The sequence below is a fragment of the Bradyrhizobium sp. CCBAU 25360 genome (genome assembly GCF_028128695.1).
Classification (GTDB): domain Bacteria; phylum Pseudomonadota; class Alphaproteobacteria; order Rhizobiales; family Xanthobacteraceae; genus Bradyrhizobium; species Bradyrhizobium ottawaense.
In genome coordinates this window covers 727,554-748,033 of record NZ_LBJA01000043.1, presented here as the reverse complement: position 1 = coordinate 748,033, position 20,480 = coordinate 727,554, and the positions used below count along the sequence as shown (strand labels likewise).

At 65.9% G+C, this 20,480-nt stretch carries 16 protein-coding genes; 8 read left to right on the top strand and 8 right to left on the bottom strand.

The window, feature by feature from the left end:
- The first annotated feature begins 75 nt into the window (after window positions 1-75).
- The 4 genes from XH81_RS30390 to XH81_RS30375 are packed head-to-tail and all read left to right on the top strand — an operon-like array spanning window position 76 to window position 3,537.
- Window positions 76-834: an ABC transporter substrate-binding protein gene (locus tag XH81_RS30390; protein ID WP_028142216.1), complete on the top strand. Its 759-nt coding sequence runs from the start codon at window positions 76-78 to the stop codon at window positions 832-834.
- Between the two features lie 22 nt (window positions 835-856).
- Window positions 857-1,510, top strand: a complete 654-nt coding sequence (locus XH81_RS30385; protein WP_028142217.1) for an amino acid ABC transporter permease — start codon at window positions 857-859, stop codon at window positions 1,508-1,510.
- A complete protein-coding gene (locus tag XH81_RS30380; RefSeq protein WP_028142218.1) occupies window positions 1,507-2,238 on the top strand; it encodes an amino acid ABC transporter ATP-binding protein in 732 nt (243 codons plus the stop codon). The genes XH81_RS30385 and XH81_RS30380 overlap by 4 nt, the downstream gene beginning before the upstream one ends.
- A 12-nt stretch (window positions 2,239-2,250) precedes the next feature.
- A complete protein-coding gene (locus tag XH81_RS30375; protein WP_028142219.1) occupies window positions 2,251-3,537 on the top strand; it encodes an NAD(P)/FAD-dependent oxidoreductase in 1,287 nt (428 codons plus the stop codon).
- 55 nt (window positions 3,538-3,592) lie between these two features.
- On the opposite strand, the gene XH81_RS30370 is transcribed toward XH81_RS30375, so the two are convergent.
- Together XH81_RS30370 and XH81_RS30365 are read right to left on the bottom strand one after the other, a co-directional pair.
- A complete protein-coding gene (locus XH81_RS30370; RefSeq protein ID WP_080670176.1) occupies window positions 3,593-3,832 on the bottom strand; it encodes a hypothetical protein in 240 nt (79 codons plus the stop codon).
- Window positions 3,833-4,138: 306 nt separating this feature from the next.
- Window positions 4,139-5,728 carry a gamma-glutamyltransferase family protein gene (locus XH81_RS30365; RefSeq protein WP_028142221.1) on the bottom strand — a complete coding sequence of 530 codons (1,590 nt, stop codon included), beginning with the start codon at window positions 5,726-5,728 and terminating at the stop codon, window positions 4,139-4,141.
- Between the two features lie 121 nt (window positions 5,729-5,849).
- On the opposite strand from XH81_RS30365, the gene XH81_RS30360 reads away from it, so the two are divergent.
- Window positions 5,850-6,623 carry an enoyl-CoA hydratase-related protein gene (locus tag XH81_RS30360; protein WP_028142222.1) on the top strand — a complete coding sequence of 258 codons (774 nt, stop codon included), beginning with the start codon at window positions 5,850-5,852 and terminating at the stop codon, window positions 6,621-6,623.
- Window positions 6,624-6,768: 145 nt separating this feature from the next.
- On the opposite strand, the gene XH81_RS30355 is transcribed toward XH81_RS30360, so the two are convergent.
- Both XH81_RS30355 and XH81_RS30350 read right to left on the bottom strand, forming a co-directional pair.
- Window positions 6,769-6,945: a hypothetical protein gene (locus XH81_RS30355; protein WP_162832249.1), complete on the bottom strand. Its 177-nt coding sequence runs from the start codon at window positions 6,943-6,945 to the stop codon at window positions 6,769-6,771.
- A gap of 9 nt (window positions 6,946-6,954) precedes the next feature.
- Window positions 6,955-7,188, bottom strand: a complete 234-nt coding sequence (locus XH81_RS30350; RefSeq protein ID WP_018316955.1) for a DUF6894 family protein — start codon at window positions 7,186-7,188, stop codon at window positions 6,955-6,957.
- A 261-nt stretch (window positions 7,189-7,449) separates the two neighbouring features.
- Here XH81_RS30350 and XH81_RS30345 point away from each other — a divergent pair, with 261 nt between their 5' ends.
- The 3 genes from XH81_RS30345 (at window position 7,450) to XH81_RS30335 (ending at window position 11,571) form a co-directional block, all read left to right on the top strand.
- Window positions 7,450-9,468, top strand: a complete 2,019-nt coding sequence (locus tag XH81_RS30345) for a PQQ-dependent sugar dehydrogenase (protein ID WP_442868207.1) — start codon at window positions 7,450-7,452, stop codon at window positions 9,466-9,468.
- Window positions 9,425-10,366 (top strand): SMP-30/gluconolactonase/LRE family protein, encoded by a 942-nt coding sequence (locus XH81_RS30340; RefSeq protein ID WP_028142224.1) that lies wholly within the window; start codon window positions 9,425-9,427, stop codon window positions 10,364-10,366. Before XH81_RS30345 ends, XH81_RS30340 begins: the two co-directional genes overlap by 44 nt.
- Window positions 10,367-10,545: 179 nt before the next feature.
- The gene (locus XH81_RS30335; RefSeq protein ID WP_028142225.1) at window positions 10,546-11,571 is read left to right on the top strand and encodes a histone deacetylase family protein; all 1,026 of its coding nucleotides are present in this window, start codon (window positions 10,546-10,548) and stop codon (window positions 11,569-11,571) included.
- A 7-nt stretch (window positions 11,572-11,578) separates the two neighbouring features.
- Here XH81_RS30335 and XH81_RS30330 read toward each other — a convergent pair whose 3' ends face one another.
- The 4 genes from XH81_RS30330 to XH81_RS30315 form a co-directional block, all read right to left on the bottom strand.
- On the bottom strand, window positions 11,579-12,673 hold the full coding sequence (locus XH81_RS30330) for an LLM class flavin-dependent oxidoreductase (RefSeq protein WP_244439150.1): 1,095 nt from the start codon (window positions 12,671-12,673) through the stop codon (window positions 11,579-11,581).
- Window positions 12,670-13,401 (bottom strand): 4'-phosphopantetheinyl transferase family protein, encoded by a 732-nt coding sequence (locus XH81_RS30325; protein ID WP_028142226.1) that lies wholly within the window; start codon window positions 13,399-13,401, stop codon window positions 12,670-12,672. The genes XH81_RS30330 and XH81_RS30325 overlap by 4 nt, the downstream gene beginning before the upstream one ends.
- Before the next feature lie 233 nt (window positions 13,402-13,634).
- Window positions 13,635-13,805: a hypothetical protein gene (locus XH81_RS30320; protein WP_162832248.1), complete on the bottom strand. Its 171-nt coding sequence runs from the start codon at window positions 13,803-13,805 to the stop codon at window positions 13,635-13,637.
- A 139-nt stretch (window positions 13,806-13,944) separates the two neighbouring features.
- Window positions 13,945-20,397: a non-ribosomal peptide synthetase gene (locus tag XH81_RS30315; protein ID WP_271596507.1), complete on the bottom strand. Its 6,453-nt coding sequence runs from the start codon at window positions 20,395-20,397 to the stop codon at window positions 13,945-13,947.
- Between the last annotated feature and the right edge of the window lie 83 nt (window positions 20,398-20,480).

Sequence of the window (20,480 nt, the reverse complement as noted above, 5' to 3'; positions counted from 1 at the left end):
GTGAAAATAGGCCGAAACGGCTCGACTCGCAACACCCGCGAGCGCCGCCATCGGCCAGACCCAAAGGAGGATGCGATGAAGCGTTTTGGTCTGGCCGCGGTCGCGGCGCTCGCACTGGCGGCCGTGACGCCCGCTTCGGCGCAGCAGGTGCTGAAGGTCGGCTCGACCCCGACAGGCATTCCCTTCACCTTCCTCGACACCAAGACCAACACCATCCAGGGCATCATGGTCGATCTCGTCACTGAAGTGGGCAAGGATGCCGGCTTCAACGTGCAGATCGAGCCGATGCAGTTCTCGGCGCTGATCCCGTCGCTGACCTCGAGCAAGATCGACATCATCGCCGCCGCGATGTTCATCACCGCGCCGCGCAAGGAGGTCGTCGACTTCTCCGATCCGATCTACACCTATGGCGAAGGCCTCGTCGTGCCGAAGAGCGACACCAAGGCCTATGCCACGCAGGAGGATCTGAAGGGCGAGACGGTCGGCGCCCAGGTCGGCACCGCCTTCGTCGACGCGCTGAAGAAGTCCGGCCTGTTCGCCGACGTGAAGGCCTACGACACCATTCCGGACATCCTGCGCGACGTGAACACCGGCCGCCTCAAGGCCGGCTACGCCGATTATCCGATCCTCGCCTATAACCTGAAGCAGGGCGGCTTCCCCGAGGTGCGTCTCGTCGACGGCTACAAGCCCGTCACCGTCGGTTCGGTCGGCATCGGCGTGCGCAAGGGCGAGACCGCGCTGCTCGGCAAGATCAACGCCTCGCTCGCCAAGCTGAAAGCCAACGGCACCATCGACAAGATCCTCGATAAATGGGGCCTGAAGGCTCAGGGCTGATCGGTAGAGACTAGGCTGCCCGATGAAAGGCTTCTGGCACGACGCCGCCGAGTTCTTCCCGATCCTGATGAACGGCGTCGTGCTGACGATCGTCGTCACCATCGGCTCGCTGCTGCTCTCGACGGTGCTCGGCCTGATCTGGGCGATGATGCGGGTCTCCGGCATCAAGGCGCTGTCGATGATCAGCGCCAGCCTGATCAACGTGATCCGCGGCATCCCGATCATCGTGCTGTTGTTCTACCTCTACTTCGTGATGCCCGATCTCGGCGTCACGCTGTCCGCCTTGCAGGCTGCGATCCTCGGGCTCGGCATCGCCTATTCGGCCTATCAGGCGGAGAATTTTCGCGCCGGCATCGAGGCGATCGACAAGGGCCAGATCGAGGCGGCGCAGTCGATCGGCATGGGCTGGTGGCTCACCATGCGCCGCGTGGTGCTGCCGCAAGCCGTGCGCATCGTGCTGCCGCCCTACGGCAACGTCATGATCATGATGCTGAAGGATTCCTCGCAGGCTTCGACCATCACGGTCGCCGAGCTCGCACTGCAGGGCAAGCTGATCGCGTCCTCGACCTTCAAGAACACCAGCGTGTTCACGCTTGTTGCGCTGATGTACCTCACCATGAGCATCCCGCTGATCCTGCTGGTCCGTCACTTCGAGAAGCGGGCCGGCAAGCGATGATCGATCTGAACGACGTCCACAAGAGCTTTGGCGAGAACGAGGTGCTCAAGGGCATCACGGCCTCGGTGCAGAAGGGCGAGGTGGTCTGCATCGTCGGTCCCTCCGGCTCCGGCAAGTCCACCATCCTGCGCTGTATCAACGGGCTCGAAAGCTACGACCGCGGGGAGATCAGCGTCGAGGGGCTCAAGGTCGACCGCGACGCGCCGTCGATCGTGAACATCCGCACCCAGGTCTCGATGGTGTTCCAGCGCTTCAATTTGTTTCCGCATCGCACCGCGCTTGAGAACGTCATCGAAGGACCGCTCTATGTGAAGAAGGAATCGCGCGCGCAGGCGCTCGAGCGCGGCCGCGCGCTGCTCGCCCAGGTCGGGCTTGCCGAGAAGGCCGATGCGCATCCGCCGCAACTCTCCGGCGGCCAGCAGCAGCGCGTCGCGATCGCGCGGGCCCTCGCCATGCAGCCCAAGGCGATCCTGTTCGACGAGCCGACCTCGGCACTCGATCCTGAACTGGTCGGCGATGTCCTCGGCGTGATGCGCAAGCTCGCCGACGACGGCATGACCATGGTGGTCGTCACCCACGAGATGGGCTTTGCCCGCGACGTTGCCGACCGCGTGCTGTTCATTGACGGCGGTGTCATCGTCGAGCAGGGGCCGGCCAAGGCGCTGCTCAACCAACCCCAGCATCCGCGCACGCAGGATTTCTTGCGGCGTGTGCTGCATCCGCTCTGACCGGACTTCGCCATGCCCGCGCGCCTGCCTCTGCCGCCCTCGCTCTATGCCGACACCGCCGTCGCGCCGGTTGCCACGCCGCCGCTCGATACGGACAAGAATGTTTCGGTCGCGATCATTGGCGGTGGTTACACCGGCCTGTCCAGCGCGTTGCATCTGGCGGAGCAGGGTGTCGAGGCGCTGGTGCTGGAGGCGCAGGAGCCGGGCTGGGGCGCGTCCGGCAACAATGGCGGGCACACCAATCCCGGCCTGAAGCACGATCCTGATCAGATCGAGGCTGATTTCGGCGCTGACCTCGGCCGCCGCATGATCGCGTTCTCCTACGGCACCACCAACTTCACCCATGACCTGATCCGCCGTTACCAGATCCCCTGCGAGGCGCGGCAGAACGGCACGCTGCGTGCGGCCTATAACGCGGCCAGCGCCGCGGCGATCGAGACGACGGCGCAGCAATGCGCCCGCCGCGGCATGCCGGTGACATATCTGAACCGCGAGCAGCTGCGCGAGATGACCGGCACCGACCGCTACATCGGCGCCATGCTGGATGCGCGCGGCGGCGATCTGCATCCCCTCAGCTACGCCCGTGGTCTCGCACGCGCCGCGATCTCGGCCGGCGCGAAGGTGCATGGCGAGACGCCGGCGCTGTCACTGCGCCGCGATGGCAGAAGCTGGCGCATCGAGACGCCGCGGGCGGTGGTTCATGCCGACAAGGTCCTGCTCGCCACCAACGGTTTTACCGGGGATCTCTGGCCCGCGCTCCGCCGCACCATCGTGCCGGTGTTCTCGTCGATCGCGGCCACGGCGCCGCTCTCCGATGCGGTGGCCCGCTCGATCATGCCGACGCGGTCCGTGTTGTACGAGAGCGGCCACATCACCGTCTATTACCGCATCGACCAGCACAATCGCCTGCTAATGGGCGGCCGCGGCCCGATGCGCTGGATCAAGTCGCCGCACGACGTCGCCTATCTCATGCGCTATGCCGAGCGGCTGTGGCCGCAATTGAAAGGCGTTGCCTGGACTCACGGCTGGAATAGCCGTCTCGCCATCACCGGGGATCACTATCCCCATGTGCATGAGCCGGCCGAAGGCATCCTGATCTCGCTCGGCTGCAACGGCCGCGGCGTCGCGCTCGCGACCGCGATGGGGGCGCAACTCGCGCGCCGGCTGATCGGCGGCGCCGAGGCGGAGATCGACATGCCCATCACGGGCATCAAGCCGATCCCGATGCACGCGTTCTGGCCGGTCGGGGTGACGACCGCGGTGATTACGGGCCGCATACGGGACCGGCTCGGCATGTGAAGAAGGCGTCGCCCGGTCAGGAGCGGCGCCTTGCATCATTGGCAGATATCCGACTTCAGCAGCGGCCTTGTTTCCACAGGCCGGGCGGGCACCCGTGACCGCGCCAGCCGACCTTGCGTCCGCGCGACCATCCGGGCGGTGAGCCGTGGTGATGATGGCCCATCGAATGACCATGGCCGTGCCCATGTCCGCCTCCATGTCCGCCACCATGGCCGCCCTTGGCCAGGGCAGGACTGGTGAATGTGAGGCCGGCTGCAAGGATCAGCGACGCGGCGAGCGCAAGTTTCTTCATCATGTCCTCCACTGGGGCGAGCGCACTTGTCCGTTCAAATCAATGAACGACGGGTAGGTAAGTTCCCTGCGAATGTGGAGGAGTCGTGACGCTCGCGGAGATGCGCGATGGCGCATCGAATCAACGCAAGCTGGCGCAGTCTGGCACTGATCTGCGCGTCGAGCGTGCCCCGGACGCTGCGCAGCAGCGTAAGAACGCTGCAGCGCGTCCGGGACACGAGAGAGGCTCGCGTCGTGGCCACATGGGCGCGATGACCCGTTGAAGCAGTTGCGCGTCTCTGCTAGCGCCCGCTTCTTATTCGACGAACGCTCAGGCTTCTGCCACCGCCTCGGCCCAGGGCTGAAAGATCTCGACCGCGCCGGAATTGACGTCGCCCTCGCGCATCACCACGCTCGGGCAGGCGAATTTTTGCGGCAAGGTCTGCACGCGGGTCTCTTCATAGTCGAAGCGCGCGGCCAGCGTTTTGCGCACGTCCTCCGGCAAACGAGCATCGCCGATCACCACCGCGCCCTCGCTGGCATCGATGCGCGGCTGGTGGATGGCGGCGTCGAGGTCCATGCCGAAATCCATCGCGAAGGAGACGAGCTGCATCACCGACGGTAGGATGCGGCGGCCGCCTGATGCGCCGACCGCGAGCCGCTTGCCATCCCTGGTCTCGGCGATCACGGGCGTGTAGTTGCAGAGACAGCGCTTGCCGGGCGCGAGCGAATTGGTGGTCCCCGGCGTCGGATCGAACCACATGATGCCGTTGTTCATGGCGACGCCGGTGTGCGGCGTCACATATCTCGAGCCAAAGGACGAGAGCAGCGTCTGAGTCACCGCGGCGATGTTGCCGTGTCGGTCGACCACGGAGAAATGCGTGGTGCAGGCGGGCGCCAGATATTCGGCGCCGAGCGAGCGTTTGCCGTCGGCATCGCCCATGTCCTTGAGCCGCTCGCGGAAGGCCGCCTGCAGAGCGAGTGCATATTCGACATAGGCGGCCGCGTCCGGCGCGCTTCCCGGCGTCAGGCTCTGCTGCAACAGGCGCAGCGCGTTCGCCATGGTGGGCCCGGCCGTGAGCTCAGGCGTCGCATACACCTTGCCGCCGCGATACGGGATCGCCAGCGGCTCGCGCAGATGCGCGCGGAAGGCGGCGAGGTCCTCGACCGACAGCGAACCGCCATCGGCCTTGATGTCGGAGGCGATGCTTCTGGCGAGATCGCCCTGGTAGAAATCGCGCGGTCCGGCCTCGGCGAGATGCGACAGCGTCGCTTTCAGCGTGTCCTGCGGCAGTCGCGTCTCGGCCTTGATGCCCCATGGCGCGCTCGGCGGCAGCCCATCCTTCAGGAACGCCGCCGCGCTGGCGGGATAGCGCCTGAGATCGGCGGCCGAGCCCGAGATCGTCACCGTGGTCCACCAATCGACCAGCAGGCCTTCGCCGGCGAGCCTGGCTGCCGGCGCGACCAGATCCTTCCACGGCATTCTGGCGTAGCGGCGATGCACCTCTTCCATGCCGGCGACGACGCCGGGCACGGCGATCGAACCGGGGCCGTGGATGTTGCGATCGTCCTTCACCCGCGGCCAGGGGAAGAGATCGGACGCCGCGCCCTCGCCACTGAGCGGATAGTCGGCAACGCGCAGGCTCTGCGGCGCGCACATGCCGTAGTCGATCACCTCAAAGCGATTTTCCCTGGCGCGGTAGAGCACCATCGCACCGCCGCCGCCGATGCCGCTATTCCAGGGCTCCAGCACATTCAGCGCCATGGTGGTCGCCACAATCGCGTCCACGCAGTCACCGCCCGCCGCCAGCACCTGCGCCCCGACTTCGGCCGCTCGCCGCGATTGCGAGGCGACGATGCCGCCCTTGGAGGTGACGGCGGGTTTGCGGACGGTTTGGTTGAGGCTGAACTGATGAGGCATGATGTCGTCTTGATCTCTGTTGTTCTGGCGCCAGCTGTGTTGGCGCGGAAGCTCAGCATTGGCGGGGCATCCGAAGGATGGCACATTGCCACCAACGAGAAAATCCTAAGGGAGACGCGACATGGCTGGTGTGAAACAGGCGCGGGATGGCGCGGTCGGGATCCTGACGCTGGACGAGCCGGCGAGCCTGAACGCGATGACGCCGGACCTGCTCGGCGCGCTCGCCGCCGCCATCGGCGAGATGGCGCAGGACGAGGGTATTCGAGCCCTGATCCTCACTGGCGCGGGGCGCGGTTTTTGCTCAGGACAGAATTTGAAGGCGTCGGAAGCGCTGGGTGAGGATCTTGCTGCCGGCGTCATGCGCCTCTACTGGCCCGCCTTCAAGGCGCTGCGCGAATGCCGCGTGCCCGTCGTCGTCGCCGTCAATGGCGTCGCGGCCGGCGGCGGCTTCAGCCTGGCGATGGCCGGCGACATGATCGTGGCGGCGCGGTCGGCGAGCTTCATCCAGGTGTTCAGCCGCATCGCGCTGGTGCCGGATCTCGGCTCGACCTGGCTGTTGCCGCGGCTGATCGGTCGCCAGCGCGCCCTCGAGCTGATGCTGCTGAACGAGCCGCTGACGGCCGAACGGGCCCAGGAGATCGGCCTGGTGCGGCAGGTCGTGGACGACGCGAAGCTGATGGACGAGGCGCTGATTCTGGCGCGCCGTCTGGCGGAGGGCCCGACACGCGCTTTGGTGGCAACGCGCCTGCTCGTCGAGGAGAGCGAGCATGCGACCTACGAGGCGCAATTCCGCCGCGAGATCGAGCTCCAGGCGGTGGTTCGCAAGAGCGCGGACGCGATCGAGGGGCGCAATGCCTTCGTTGAGAAGCGCAAGGCTACGTTTACCGGGAGGTGAGGTGGGGTCCTATCACCAAGCCGTCATGGCCGGGCTTGTGCCGGCCATCCACGTCTCGCTTAGGTGATCTAAAAACGTAGATGGCCGGGACAAGCCCGGCCATGACGAAGGAGAGACGGAGTTGGAAGCGGCGAGGCCGTAGCGCTCAGAGCGAGCGGTTCAGCCGGCTGCCCTGATACTTGGCGCGCCATTTGGGGCCCGGCCCGCGCATGTAGTGCAACTCGGGGCGGTAGGGGTCGCCCGCGACCCTGATCAGCGTCTGCCATTTGGCGGCGACGAAGTTCACGGGCTGGCGGAACAGGCTCAGTGAAGCGAGCAACATGACATCACCTCAATGCGGCTTGCCGAGCATGGCGGTGAAAGGAAGATCGAACAGATCCTCGCCGTCGGAGCCGCTGACATGGATCACCCAATCGCGCCAGTCTTCAGCGCCGGGCGTCTGGATCATCGAATTCATGATCTGGGAGGCACGGTCGCGCGCCTCCGTGAGATTGGAGACGGCGGCGCCGTAGCGGTCGATCAGCGTGCCCTCGGTGTTGGAGCAGTGAAAATAGACCTGGACCATATGCGCCTCCTGGCGGAGCAACTTGGATGGCAAATCGATACCACCCGAAGCCTTCGCGAAACATTCGGGTCGAGCCCGGTAAGGGAATCTACGGATATTGGTCGGCTCAGAGGTCGTTACAGGTTTAATCACAGGCGAGTGATGTTCGGCTGGACGGCGTTCGGACGGCATGAAACAGCTTTTTCGGGGGAAATCTGGGGGGCCGCCGTGAGCTACTTCACATCCAGGCGTGAACGCCGAAGCCTGCGCGCGTGTGCGGGGGTGTTGGCGGCCCTGCTTGGGCTCATCTCGGCGGCGTCATCGGAGCCGCTCCGCCGCAGCGGCTATGCGATCGGCGCGGAAACCTGCGGCAATGGCGATCTCGCTTTTCCCAGGATCCAGATCGACATGAAGGCCGGATTTTGCGCCGGGGTCGTCGTCAGCGAAGAGGATGGCCTGAAATTCCCGCGCGCGATCGTCCAGCTGCCGGGCCGGGAGCTGTTCGTGGTGGCCGACATGGGCGGCTGGGGCCACACCGACGGACGGCTGTTGCTGCTCGATCCGCGCGCGGCCCAGGGCCAGCGGTTCAGGGAGCTCCTGGCGGGAATCGAATATCCGTTCGGCCTCGCCATCGGTCCGGACAGGAAGCTCTACGCCTCGACCGCCGAGACCATCTTCCGGTTCGATCCCATCGCCGACAATCCGCGCGGCACGGTCGAGACCATCATCCGTCATATGCCGGGCCGCCGGATCACGCTGCCCAACGGCACAAGGCTCCAGGAGAGCGCGCATCCGCTCAAGCAGTTTGTCTTCGACTGGAACGGGCGGCTATTCGTCAATGTCGGCTCGCACAGCGACGACTGCATCACGCCGGCGCCGATCACAAAGCCTTGCGCGGCGGCCGAGGGCGCTTTCGCGATGGCAGCAATCTGGCTGTTCACGCCGCCTCCGGGTGGTGTCTTCCCGGCGCTGAAGCCCGGCGATGCCGATCCGCCGCACACCGTCTATGCGCGAGGCTTGCGCAATTCGATGGCGCTGGCGCTGCATCCGAAGTTTCCGGAGGCCGGCTACGCCTTCCTGCAGGGCGAGAACAGCCGCGACTTGCCCGACATCTTCAAGCCGAACGAGGAGATCAACGCGATCGAGCAGGGCAGGCACTATGGCTGGCCCTATTGCTACGATCTGTCGACGCCGAGCCCGGAATTCAGGAACGTGCTGCAAGGCGGGCTCTACAAATCGCTCTGCACGGCCAACGCGCTCTACAAGCCGCCGCTCTCGCTGATGCCGCCGCACGGCGCGCCGCTCGCGATGCTCTATTATCACGGCAGCAAATTTCCGGAGCTGGAGGGCAAGCTGCTGGTCGGCCTGCACGGCTATCGCCCGACCGGAAGCCGCGTCCTCGTCTACGACGTCGACGATCGCGGCTTCCCCAAGCCTTCCCCCGCGCCGGTGCGCTACCACGTCAGTTGCGCCGCGGATCCGGTGCGCAGTTTTCAGTCCGACGCCGGCGAGGTCGCCGCCGCGCCGTTCGACGAACTGATCGCAGGCTGGCACCGCGTCAACGGCGCGCGGCCGCAAGGGGCGCCGGTCGGCATGACGGTCGCGGAAGACGGCGCGATCTGGCTGGTCGAGGACAAGAACCAGACGGTGATCCGGATCGATCGTGCCGCGGGTGATCCGCCGCCACCGCTGCCGTGCGACATGCGCAGCCAGGCGATGATCGATCAGCTCGCGGCCTTCGTCGCCAGGGATGCGCAGAACAGCGCCCGGCTGACCACGCTGCGCAAAGGCCTCGTCGAGAAGCATTGCGTCGGCTGCCATTCCGATTTCGGCTTGAAGGGCGGCCAATCGGAGGCGGAGAAGGATGCAACGGTGCTCCGCTTCATGCTTTCGCAGGACGGCTGGATCTATCCCGGCGATCCCGACGCCGGCAAGCTGCGCACGCGGCTGCGCGGTCTCGGCGCGGAGAAGCTGATGCCGCCGGGCGGCGAGAGCCTGCCGAAGACCGAGCCCGGCTACAGACGTCTGCTGGACACGGCGGATCTGCTCGTCGCGACAATGGTTCCGGGTACGCGGATGCGGATCAAGCCGGGCCCGCCGCAGCGCAAGTTCTTTGGCAAAACCAGCAAGGAATGCGGCGAAATACCGGCCGGAAAGGTCGTTGTCGTGACACAAAGGAGCGCTGTAGACAAACCCGGCTTCAGCCGATTCTTCCGGCCGGCCGATCCCTATTTGAATGGCGAGTGCACCGACGGCGATGGCTATTACATCCGGCAGGAATTTCTGGTGCCTGTGCAGTAGCGTCCTACTCGCCGTCGCGGCTGCGTCCGCCCATGCGGAAACGAAGCTGTTCGAGAGTGCGCAGGTGACGCCTCCCGGCGAATACACCTTCGGCATCGAGGGCCCGGCGGCTGACCTCGAGGGCAATTTGTTCGTGGTCAATCTCGGCAGGCCCGGCACCATCGGCCGGCTGCCCGCCGGCGGCACCGCGTCGGAGCCGTTCACGGCGCTGCCCGATGGCAGTGTCGGCAACGCCATCCGCTTCGACCGGAGCGGCACCATGTTCATCGCCGACTACAAGAAGCACAACATCTTCGCGATTGCGAAGGGGACGACCGAGCCGGGCATCTGGTTTCACTCCGACGAGATGAACCAGCCCAACGACATCACGATCGCCCGCGAGGGCACGATCTATGCGAGCGATCCGAACTGGAAGGGCCGGGAAGGCCATATCTGGCGGATTACGAAAGCCGCCGACGGCACGGTGCAGGGACAGATCATGTCGGCGCCGCGCGCGATGGGCACCACCAACGGCATCGATCTCAGCCCTGACGGCAAGACGCTCTATGTCGGCGAATCCAACAGCGGCCAGATCTGGTCCTATGCGATCAACGGCAACGAGCTGACGGCTGCAAAACTCGTCAAGGCGTTTCAGCCCGACACCGTCGACGGGCTGCGCACCGACGTTGCCGGCCGGCTCTACGTCGCGCGCATTCTCAAGGGCACGATCGCGCTGATGAAGCCGAACGGCGCGGTCGAGCGGGAGATCGCGCTGAAGGCCAAGGAGCCGACCAACCTCGCCTTCGGCGGCAGCGACGGCAAGACCGTCTTCGTCACCCAGCGTCAGGGCGGCTTCATCGAGTCCTTCCGCACCGATCAGCCGGGCCGCGAGCACTGCCTGCAGCGCGGGCGCTGCTGAGCGCCGATTGCGATCTGCTTCCGCCGCAGGGCGAGACGGCATTCTTCTTGCTTGCATCTGGCCGCCGCAGCGATCAAGACGTCTGTGGCAACGCCTCAAAGCGTTTTCGAGCGAAGTGGATACCGGTTCGCGTGAAGAAAACGCCTCAAGACCAGAGCATGCAAGCACGGAGTGTTTGAGTGAAAGCCGTCCATACCGAACTGCACCGCAGCCACGATCCGCAATTCTTCCTGGTTCGCGGTGTCGTCAAGCGCACCACCGAGCAGCCGGAGCGCGCCGACCGCCTGCTGAAGGGGTTGAAGGACGGCAAGCACCAGCTGGTCGAGCCGACCACATTCGGACAGGGCCCTCGCGCGCGCATTCACAGTCCGGAATATCTGTCGTTCCTGAGCGAAGCCTGGGACGCCTGGACCGCGCTCGGCGATTCCGGTCCGGAGATGATCGGCAACATCCATCCGGTGCGCCACGCTGCGACCTATCCGACCCACATCGTCGGCAAGCTCGGCTGGCACACCGCCGACACCGCGGCGCCGATCGGTCCGGGCACCTGGGCTGCGGCCTGCGCCGCGACGGATGTTGCGGTCACCGCCGCGCAGATGGTGATGGATGGTGAGGATGCGACCTATGCGCTCTGCCGTCCGCCCGGTCATCACGCCTATCGCGACATGGCCGGCGGCTTCTGCTTCCTCAACAACAGCGCGATCGCCGCGGCGCATCTGCGGCAGAAGCACGAGCGCGTCGTGATCCTCGACGTCGACGTCCATCACGGCAACGGCACGCAAGGCATCTTCTACGCCCGGCCCGACGTCTACACGGTGTCGATCCACGCCGATCCCATTGCCTACTATCCCTATGTGTGGGGCTATGCCCATGAGCGCGGCGAGGGGCCCGGCCTCGGCACCAATCTCAACATCCCGCTCGCCATCGGCACCGGCGATGACGGCTACATCCAGGCGATGGACGTGGCGCGCAAGGCAATCGAGTCCTTTGCGCCCGGCGCGCTCGTCATCGCGCTCGGCCTCGATGCCTCCGAGCATGATCCGCTCAAGGGATTGGCCGTCACCACGCCCGGCTTCCGCCGCATCGGCCAGGCCATCGCCAGGATGGGCCTGCCGACCGTGTTCGTGCAGGAGGGCGGTTATCTCTCGGATATTCTGGGCGCGAACCTGACCTCGGTGCTGGCCGGATTTGAAGAGGCGCGGTGAGGGATCTTCACCTCTTCCCGCGTTGGTCGTCATGCCCGGGCTTGTCCCGGGCATCCACGTTCTTCGAGCGTGGAGCAAGGTGTGGATGGCGGGACAAGCCCGGCCATGACGGCGAGAGTGATCTAAACATCCCGCTCGCCGCGAGCGCCTTGCAGACGTGCTGCATCTCGGTCTCGTCGGCGACCATGTCGAGCATAATAGTGGTCAGACCCTTGGCCGCAAAGTCCTTCAGCTTCGCGCCGATCTCCTGGTAGCTGCCGACGAGATAGGGACAGTCGGCCTGGAAGGTCAGGAACGGCAGTAGCCAATAGCCATTGTCCCCGAGCTCGCCGCTCTGGCCGGCATAGAGATGCCGCTTCCACACGGAATCGGTGTTCTCCATGGTGAGCACGAGAAGCTCGCGATCGTCAGGGTTGTCGCGGAAACGCAGTTTTGCGGCCTGCCGCGCCTCCTCGCGTCCCTCGCGGGCGAAGATGCCGAAATTCATGCCGGGCGCGTCAAGGCCGCGATCGAGATCCGGCGGCAGCATCTGCATCTTGATGCAGCCGGTCTCCTTCGCCACGCGCTGGGCCGCCTCGGATTGCCCTGCGATCAGGAATTCGGGCATCAGCTCCGCCGGCAGGCGCGGGCGAAGCTGCAGATGGTGCGCACGGTAGAAGCGGCCCGCGAAATTCACCGGTCGCGGGCTCGCCAGCAACTGCCGCATCAGCCCCACGAATTCTCCGAGCCTGATATAGCGGTCGGCATGCGACTGGTCGTCGCCGAGCCCCTGCAAGTCGCTGACCGCCGTCCCCGTGATCATGTTGAGATAGACCTTGCGGCCGTGAAGCTGCGCCAGGGAGGAGACGAATTTCGCCGCGGTGAACGGGTGCATGTAGACCGGATTGACGGCGATCAGCGGCGAAGAGCGCGTCGTCGCAGCCATGATGTGCTGGGCCATCGCCCAGGGCTCGACGAACACGTCGTTGCCTTCGAACAGCAAAATGCCTTCGAAGCCGTTGCGGTCGGCGAACTCAGCCACCCGCATCAGCTCGCCGATATATTTCTGGGGGTCGCGGTTGCGCGAAATCGCGGGAAAGACGCGCAGCCGCGGCGGCGTCATTCAGCCGCTTCCTGGAGCGGCCAGGCATTGCGGCTGATGGGAAGGCCGCCGTTCGCGCGGGAGCCGTCGGCAATCGCGAGGCGATGCGAGGGCGAGGGCGAGCACAGCGAGAAGCGCCAGCCGTCGGGATCGTCGGCGATATCGGGCTTGAAGCTGATCTCGATGGCCTCGCGCGAGACCTGCATCGCGAAAGCGTCGAGCGGCAGATTGAGCCCAAAGCCCCTGGCCTTCAGATAGGCCTCCTTGAGCGTCCAATAGTCGAAGAAGCGCTCGGTCGCCGCGGGCTCCGGCAGTCCGCGCAGCGTTTCGACCTCCTCCGGCGCAAAGAAGCGAAGCGCGGTGGACAGCGGCGCCACCCGCCGCGACACGGTTTCGACGTCGACGCCGACGGACTCATGCCTCGACACCACGCAGGCGACGCAGCCGTCGGCATGAGACAGGCTGAAATGCAGCGCGCTCGAGGTCGCGGGCGCTGCGACAAACGGCCGCCCATAGCGGCCGGCTGCAAAGGACCAGTCGGACGGCGCGACGTTGGAGGCGATCTGCGACAGCGCCAGGCGCAGCATCGCATGCGCGAAAATATACTGCCGCCGATGCCGCTCGAACATGAAGCGATCGGCCCGGACCCGTTCGTCGACCGAGAGCAGCCGTCGGCACGCCTCGACCGCGCCCGGAGCGTCGATGGACTCGATCAGTCCGACAAAGAGTTCAATTCTGTCGTCCGCCATCAATTGGGCCTTTTGCGTCAGGCCGAGGGCAGATCCCCGGTCCCGACGGAAGAAACAACTGAGCAAGAATCAATCAAGCGGACCGCTTCTAGCGGTCCACCCGGGCGAATTCTTGTCGATTTGCAGGCCGGTTTACAGGCGCAAGCTTGTGCGAGACCTTAACTCGACACGCGAGCGGCCCATCCCCGAAAAGCGAAGCTTGAAGATTCGTACGGCGTCCCGGCCGACGAATCTTACCTCTTCTTCTTCTTGGCTTTCTTCGAGCCGCCAAGCACCGAAAGGCTGGCGTCGACGTCCTTCAGCGCGGACTGGAGTTTCTTCTTCTCGGCACCGAGCAGCTTCTGGAGGGCCTTGCGGTCCTTGTCGCTCAACGAGGTACCCTTGGTAAATTTGATGAAACCCATAACACTCCCCCGGTTGAAAATAATCGTCCAAATCAAAACGCCGGAATAATCTTGCGCGACGACGCCAAATAATCAAGATGCAACTTGGTCATGCACAGCTTTGACGAGTGAACCCGTATTCGTCCGTGATGTCATCCGCTCACGCCGCGTTGCGCGCGAGTAATCCGTCGAGCGGCGTGTTGGGCTGGGCGACGGCGGCCCCCAGCAGCGCAACGAGATCCTCCATCCACGCGCCGACCGTGCGGCCGTCGAGCAACTCGTGCTTGTAATTGCATGAGCCGGTGATGCCGGTCGGGCGCTCCTTGAGCATCAGCGACAGCCAGGTCTGGTCGATCGGGAGCACCGGCTGACCTTCGCGTGCGATGTTGCCGATCGATCCTGTCGTGAGATCCGGCAGATCGAGCGGCTGGCGCAGCGGGTTTTGCAGCGTGAAATAGACGTGGAGCAGCGAGGCCGGATCGATCCCCTCCCGCTCCAGATGGTCAGCCAGGATGTTGAAGGGCAGCTCTTGGCGCGCATGCGCGTCGAGCACGCTCCGGCGTACCCGCACCAGCGCCTGCGTGAACGACAGCTCCGGCGTGATCTTGGTGCGGACGATCACCGTGTTCTCGAACGGGCCGACGATTCGGTCGGTGTCCGGCTGGGTGCGATTGGCCATGGCGGTGGCGATAGAGATGTCGGTGCGACCCGTCCGGGCCAGCAGCAAGGCCTTCAGACCGGTGAGCAGGCACATGAACAGCGTGCAATTGTGCCGGCCGGCGAACGCCGTGAGCAGGCTGATCAGCTCACGATCCAGATTGACCGGATGATGCCCGGTGGACGCGCCCGGGCTTGATTCGCCGTCGAAGACAGGGACCGCGCCGCGCAAATTTTCCGTCCAGTCCGCCGCCTGCCGGCGGGCGGCGTCCGTGCCGCACCACCAGCGCTGCCAGCGTGCGACGTCCGAAAAGGCCGGGGGCTGGCTCGGCAGCGGCGCCGACGGATATCCGGCCAACGCCGCATAGCGGCTCGACAATTCCTCGAACAGCACGCCGATCGACCAGCCGTCGACAATGGCGTGATGCAGCGTCAGCAGCAGCACGTGATCGTCGTCGTGGAGCCGCAACACCCGGGCGCGGAGCAGCGGCGCGCGCGACGTGTCGACCGGCGAAGAGGTCTCCTGTTGGATCAGAAGATCGATCTTCCGGAGCTCCAGGGCCTTGCGCCGCTTGTTATTGTGAGCGTGACCGTCGCTGATCGTCTCGATGGTCAGGACACGGCCGACGGATCCGGGTGCGGCGATATGGCTGACCGGCTCCTCGCCGTTCCAGCCGAACGCGGTCCGCAGCGATTCGTGCCGGCGCACGAGGTCCTCGATCGCCTGTGCCAGGGCGGCCGCATCGAGCGGACCCTGAAGACGGAAGGCGAAGGGTAGGTTGAACAGCGGCAACCCCGGGAGGTTCTGCTCGATCCGCAACATCTGGTCCTGTGCGATCGAGAGCGTTGGCCCGCCGCTGTCGGCCCGGCTCGCTTCAGCCAGGCTCGTCACGCTTGCGACAGGCTTGCGCGGCGTCGCCGCCATGGCCTGGTCGACCCGCCGGGCAAGCTCCTCGATCGTCGGTGCCTCGAAGATGGTCTTGATCGGCAGCGACACGCCGAGCGCGCGGGCGATGCGCGCCATCGCCTGGCCCGCCAGCAGCGAATGGCCACCGAGGTCGAAGAAATTGTCGGTGACGCCGAGGCTTTCCACCTTGAGCAGGTCGATCCAGATGTCGGACAGCACCTTTTCAGTAAAGCGCCGCGCCGGCACGGGCGCGTCCGGTCCGGGCGCCTCGTGCTGCGTCGGCGCCAGCAGTGCGGACCGGTCGATCTTGCCATGGGCATTGAGCGGTACGTGATCCAGGAACAGGAATGCGGACGGGATGGCGTGGCCCGGCAACCGGCTCTTCAGGAATTCGCGCAGCTCGCTGGCGCTGATCCGGCTGTCGGGCTTTGCGACGATATGGGCGATCAGCCTGACGTCGCCGCTCGCCTCGCGGCGCGGCTCGACGATGCCGGCCCGCACGCCCGGATGGTCGGCCAGCGCGTTCTCGATCTCCTTGAGCTCGATACGGTAGCCGCGGACCTTGACCTGATGGTCGGCGCGGCCGAGGCATTCGATCGTCCCGTCGGCGCGGCGACGGGCAAGATCGCCGGTGCGGTAAAGCCGACCGCCTGGCTGGCGCGAGAACGGATCGGGCAGGAAGCGCTGCCGGCTCTGCGCGGGATCGTTGACATAGAAGCGGCCGATGCCGGCGCCGCCGATGCAGAGCTCGCCGATCACGCCGACCGGCTGCGGCTGCAGGTTGGCGTCGAGCACGTAGAGCTGGGTGTTCGGCAGCGGCGCGCCGACCGGAACGTTGCCCGTCGCGGTCGCCGGCGCTTTGGTCAAGCGGTGCAGGGAGACGTCGTCGGAACATTCCGACGCGCCATAGGCGTTGATCAGCGGCACTTTCGGGCAGCAGGCGAACCAGGCCCGGCAGAGCTCGACGGGCAGCGGCTCGCCGGTCGAGATCAGGAGGCGCAATCTCGCAAAGGCGCGCTGGACCTGCGCCTCGTTCATCCGTTCGACGATGACGCGCAAGAGCGATGGGACGATCTCGAGCACCGTGATGCCTTCGCGTTCGATCTCCCGCGCCAGCAGGATCGGGTCCTGCACGATCGCATTGTCGCAGACATGCACGCGCGCGCCGACCATCGGCCCCGCCAGGAACTGCCAGACCGAGATGACAAAGCTCTGCGGCGCGGACTGCGCGATGACGTCCCTGGCGGAGAGGCCGAGCTCGGCAATCAGCGAGGCCAGATGGTTCGACAGGCCGCGCTGCTCGATCATGACGCCCTTCGGCGCGCCGGAGGAGCCGGACGTATAGATGAGATAGGCGAGGCCGGAGGCTGCGCGCCGTACCGCACGGGCCGGCTTGGTCGATCCCGAGGCGATCGTATCTTCGAGTTCGGCCACCGGGATGCGCTCGACCAGCGGTTCGAGCAGCGCGCCGACCATGGGTGACCGCGCGCGGCCGGTCAGCAGCATGCGGGCGCAGCTCGATCCGAGAATGGTCGTGAGCCGCGCCGGTGGAAGATCGGGATCGAGATTGAGAAAGGCCACGCCCGCGCGCTGCACCCCGATCATCGCGGCGAGCAAGTCGGGGCCGCGATCCGCAAGCAAGGCCACCACGCTCTCGGCACCGATCCCTTCGCGCACAAGCCAGCGCGCAACCGACCGGCTGCGGCGCGCCAGCTCGCGATAGCTCAGGCAGGTGTGTCCGTCCGTTACCGCGATGGCGGTCGGCGTCGTCCTGGCCTGGCGGTCGAAGCGTTCACTCACATTGCCGCGGGTGGTGAAATTGGCCGGCACGCCCCGGCCTGTCGCCAGCAATTGCCGGCGTTCGGCCTGGTTGAGGAGCGGCAGGCGCGAGATGCGCTGCTCCGGATTAGCGATGGCAGCCTTGAGCATTGTCTTGAACTGCGCGGCCATGCCGTCGATCGTCGCGGCGTCGAACAGGTCGGTGGCGTATTCGAAGAAGCCGGTGAAGTGGCCGTCGGCCTCGACCAGCTCGAGCGTGATGTCGAAGCGCGCCACTTTCGGATCGATCTCCAGCCGCCGCGTCGAGAGGCCGGGAAAGCGTGCCGCCTCGATCGAGGCGTTCTGGAGGATGAACATGATCCGGAACAGCGGATTGCCGTCACTGCGGCGTGCGATCTGCAATGCGCGCAACACCTCCTCGATCGCAAGGTCCTGGTTGCGGTAGGCATCGAGCGTGACCTGCCGGACCCGCCGCAACATCTCGCCGAAGCTCGGGTCGCCGCCAAAATCGTTGCGCAGGATCAGCGTGTTGGCAAACAACCCGATCAGGCGCTCGCTCTCGATCTGGTTGCGATTGGCGATCAGCGATCCCGTCGCGACGTCCTCATGCCCGGTGTGGCGGAACAGCAGGCACTGGAAGACCGCGAGCAGCGTCATGAAGGGCGTGACGCCCTGATCCTGGCTCAATGCGCGGACATCGCCCGAGAGAGCCTTGGAGAACGCGAAATAGTGGCGAGCGCCGTGACCGCTCCAGGCCTCCGGCCTTGGCCGGTCGGTCCGAAGCGGCAGCGTGGTGACGCCGTCGAGCTGGCCTCGCCAATAGTCGAGCTGGTCCTTGGCTGCCGGCGTCTGTGCCCAGCTCTGCTGCCAGAGCGCGAAGTCGCGATATTGAAAAGCTGGCGCGGGCAGGGCCGCCACGCTCTTCTCGTGTGCGGCGGCATAGTGGGCGGCAAGCTCCTCCCAGAACAGGCGTTGCGACCAGCCGTCGGTGACGAGGTGATGGACATTGACCACCAGCGCATGGCTCGTCCTATCGAACGACAGCAGGGTGACTTTCAGCGGCGGCTCGCGCGCCAGGTCGAACGGATATTGCGCGAGCTTGAGCGCCTCGCGCCTGATCACTGCGGCCCGCTTGTCGGCAGGACACGGCTTGAGCTTGATCCGCTCGAACCGCGGCGGCGATTGCAGCACGAGCTGCGCCGGTTCGCCCTGCCGCTCGATGAAGACCGAGCGCAGCGCCTCGTGGCGTGCGCAGATCGCCGCAAGGCTTGCCTGAAGTGCGGCGACGTCGATCTGGCCCTTGAGCACGGCGACTTCGACGACGTTGTAATTGTAGCGGGTCGGATCGAGCCGCGAGAGCACGTACATCCGCTGCTGCTGGAACGAGAGCGGCGCGTCTGCTTCCGTCACCTGCCGCCAGGCCGGCAGTGCCGCCCCATGCCGGCTTGCGGCGGTATCGATCCGGGCTGCAAGCGCGGCGACCGTGGCGCAATCGAAGATGTCCTCGAACGAGAAGTCGATGTTGAAGCGTTCGCGCAGACGAGAGCGCATCTGCGTCACTGCGAGCGAATCCGCGCCGAGCGCGAAGACGTCCTGATCGACGCCGACCTGCGGCAGCTCCAACAGGCCGGCCCAGATCGCGGCGAGTTGTGTCTCCAGCGCGGTGCGGGGCAGCCGCGCCTCGTCGCCGTCCTCCGGCTCGGCGATCAGCTCGGCCAGCGCGTTGCGCTTGACCTTGCCGCTGCCGCCTTTCGGCAGGGCTGCCACGCTGCGGATCAAGCTCGGCACCTTGTAGGCAGCGAGCCGCTTGCGCGCGAACTGGCGCAGGTGATCCGAGGTCGCCTCGGCATCCGGTCGCAGCACCACGACGGCGGCGACGTTTTCGCCGAGCTTTTCGTGCGGCACCGCGAACACGCCAGCCTCCAGCACGGCCGGATGGCTGAGCAGGACCTCTTCCACCTCGAGCGGCGAGATCTTCTGCCCGCCGCGGTTGATGACGTCCTTGATGCGGCCGACGATGAAGAGATAGCCGTCAGCGTCGAGATAGCCGAGATCGCCGGTCCGGAACCAGCCGTTGCGGAAGGCGGCCTGCGTCGCCGCCTCGTCGTTGTAATAGCCGCGGCTCACGTTCGGTCCGCGCAACATGATCTCGCCACGCTCGCCGCTCGCAAGTGCGCGGCCCGTCTCGTCCATGATGGCGATCTCGGGGCCGGCAGCGCGCCCGACCGATCCGACCTTGCGCAGCTCGAACGGGTTGGCTGCGATCTGCGAGGCCGCTTCGGTCATGCCGTAGGTCTCGAGCACGGGAACGCCGAACGTCGCCTCCAGCCCTTCGAGGATCGTGGGCGCGAGCGAGGCCGAGGCCGAGCGGATCACGCGCAGCGACGACGATCGGGCGCGGTCCGGGTCGGATTCCGCCGCCGTCAGCAGCGCGCGGTGAATGGTCGGCACGGCGGTGTACCAGGTCGGTTGCAGCTCCCGCATCCAGCCGAAGAAGGACGGTGCATCGAAACCGTCGGTGCAGATCACGCTGGAGCCTGCGGCCAACGCCGTCAGAAGGCCGGAGATCAAGCCATGGGCGTGAAACAGCGGCAGGACGTTGAGCAGGCGATCGTGAGAGGTGAGCGACAGCACGCGGCCGGCATTGGCGGCGGACAGGCATACATTGCGATGCGTCAGCGGCACCATCTTCGGCCGCGCTGCCGTGCCCGACGTCAACAGGATGAACGCATCGTCGTCGCCGCGCGAGGCGCCCCCGGTCGCCGCCGGCCCGACCGTCGGACCGATGAATTTGCAGCCGCCCAGATCGTCTTGCGGTCCCGGCACGAAATCGATCACCGCGATATCCAGCGCCTTGGCGACGTCGCGGCTCGCCGAGTTCATGTCGGCCCGGGTCAAGAGCGCGGTCAGCTTCAGTTCGCTGAAATAGCGCTGCAACTCGTCCGCGGTCAGATCGGGATTGACGGGGACGCAGGCGCCGCTCGAGGCAACCGCGATCAGCGCCAGTGCGCTGTCGGCGCCGCGCGGCAATGCAACCGCAATCCGGTCGGCAGTGGTGATGCCGAGCCGGCGCAGCGTGTCGACAAGATTTTGCGTCACCTCGCCAAGCGCGCCGTAGTTGAGGACGGGTCGACCCGGAGCGAGGAGGGCGGGTGCCGCTGGCGTCTTGCGGGCGTAGAAATCGAGAAGGCCGCCGATATGGGCGAATGTCTTGGTTTCGGCTGCCGTGCCGCTTGATTTCTCCGGGGCTGGGAGTGTGACGTCCGACAATTCCGTTCCCTTTTGATCCGATTGAGCTATTCTTCCAAGAAGTCAGGGAACGCGTCCAGTCTGAGGTGAAGTTTTGGCCGCAA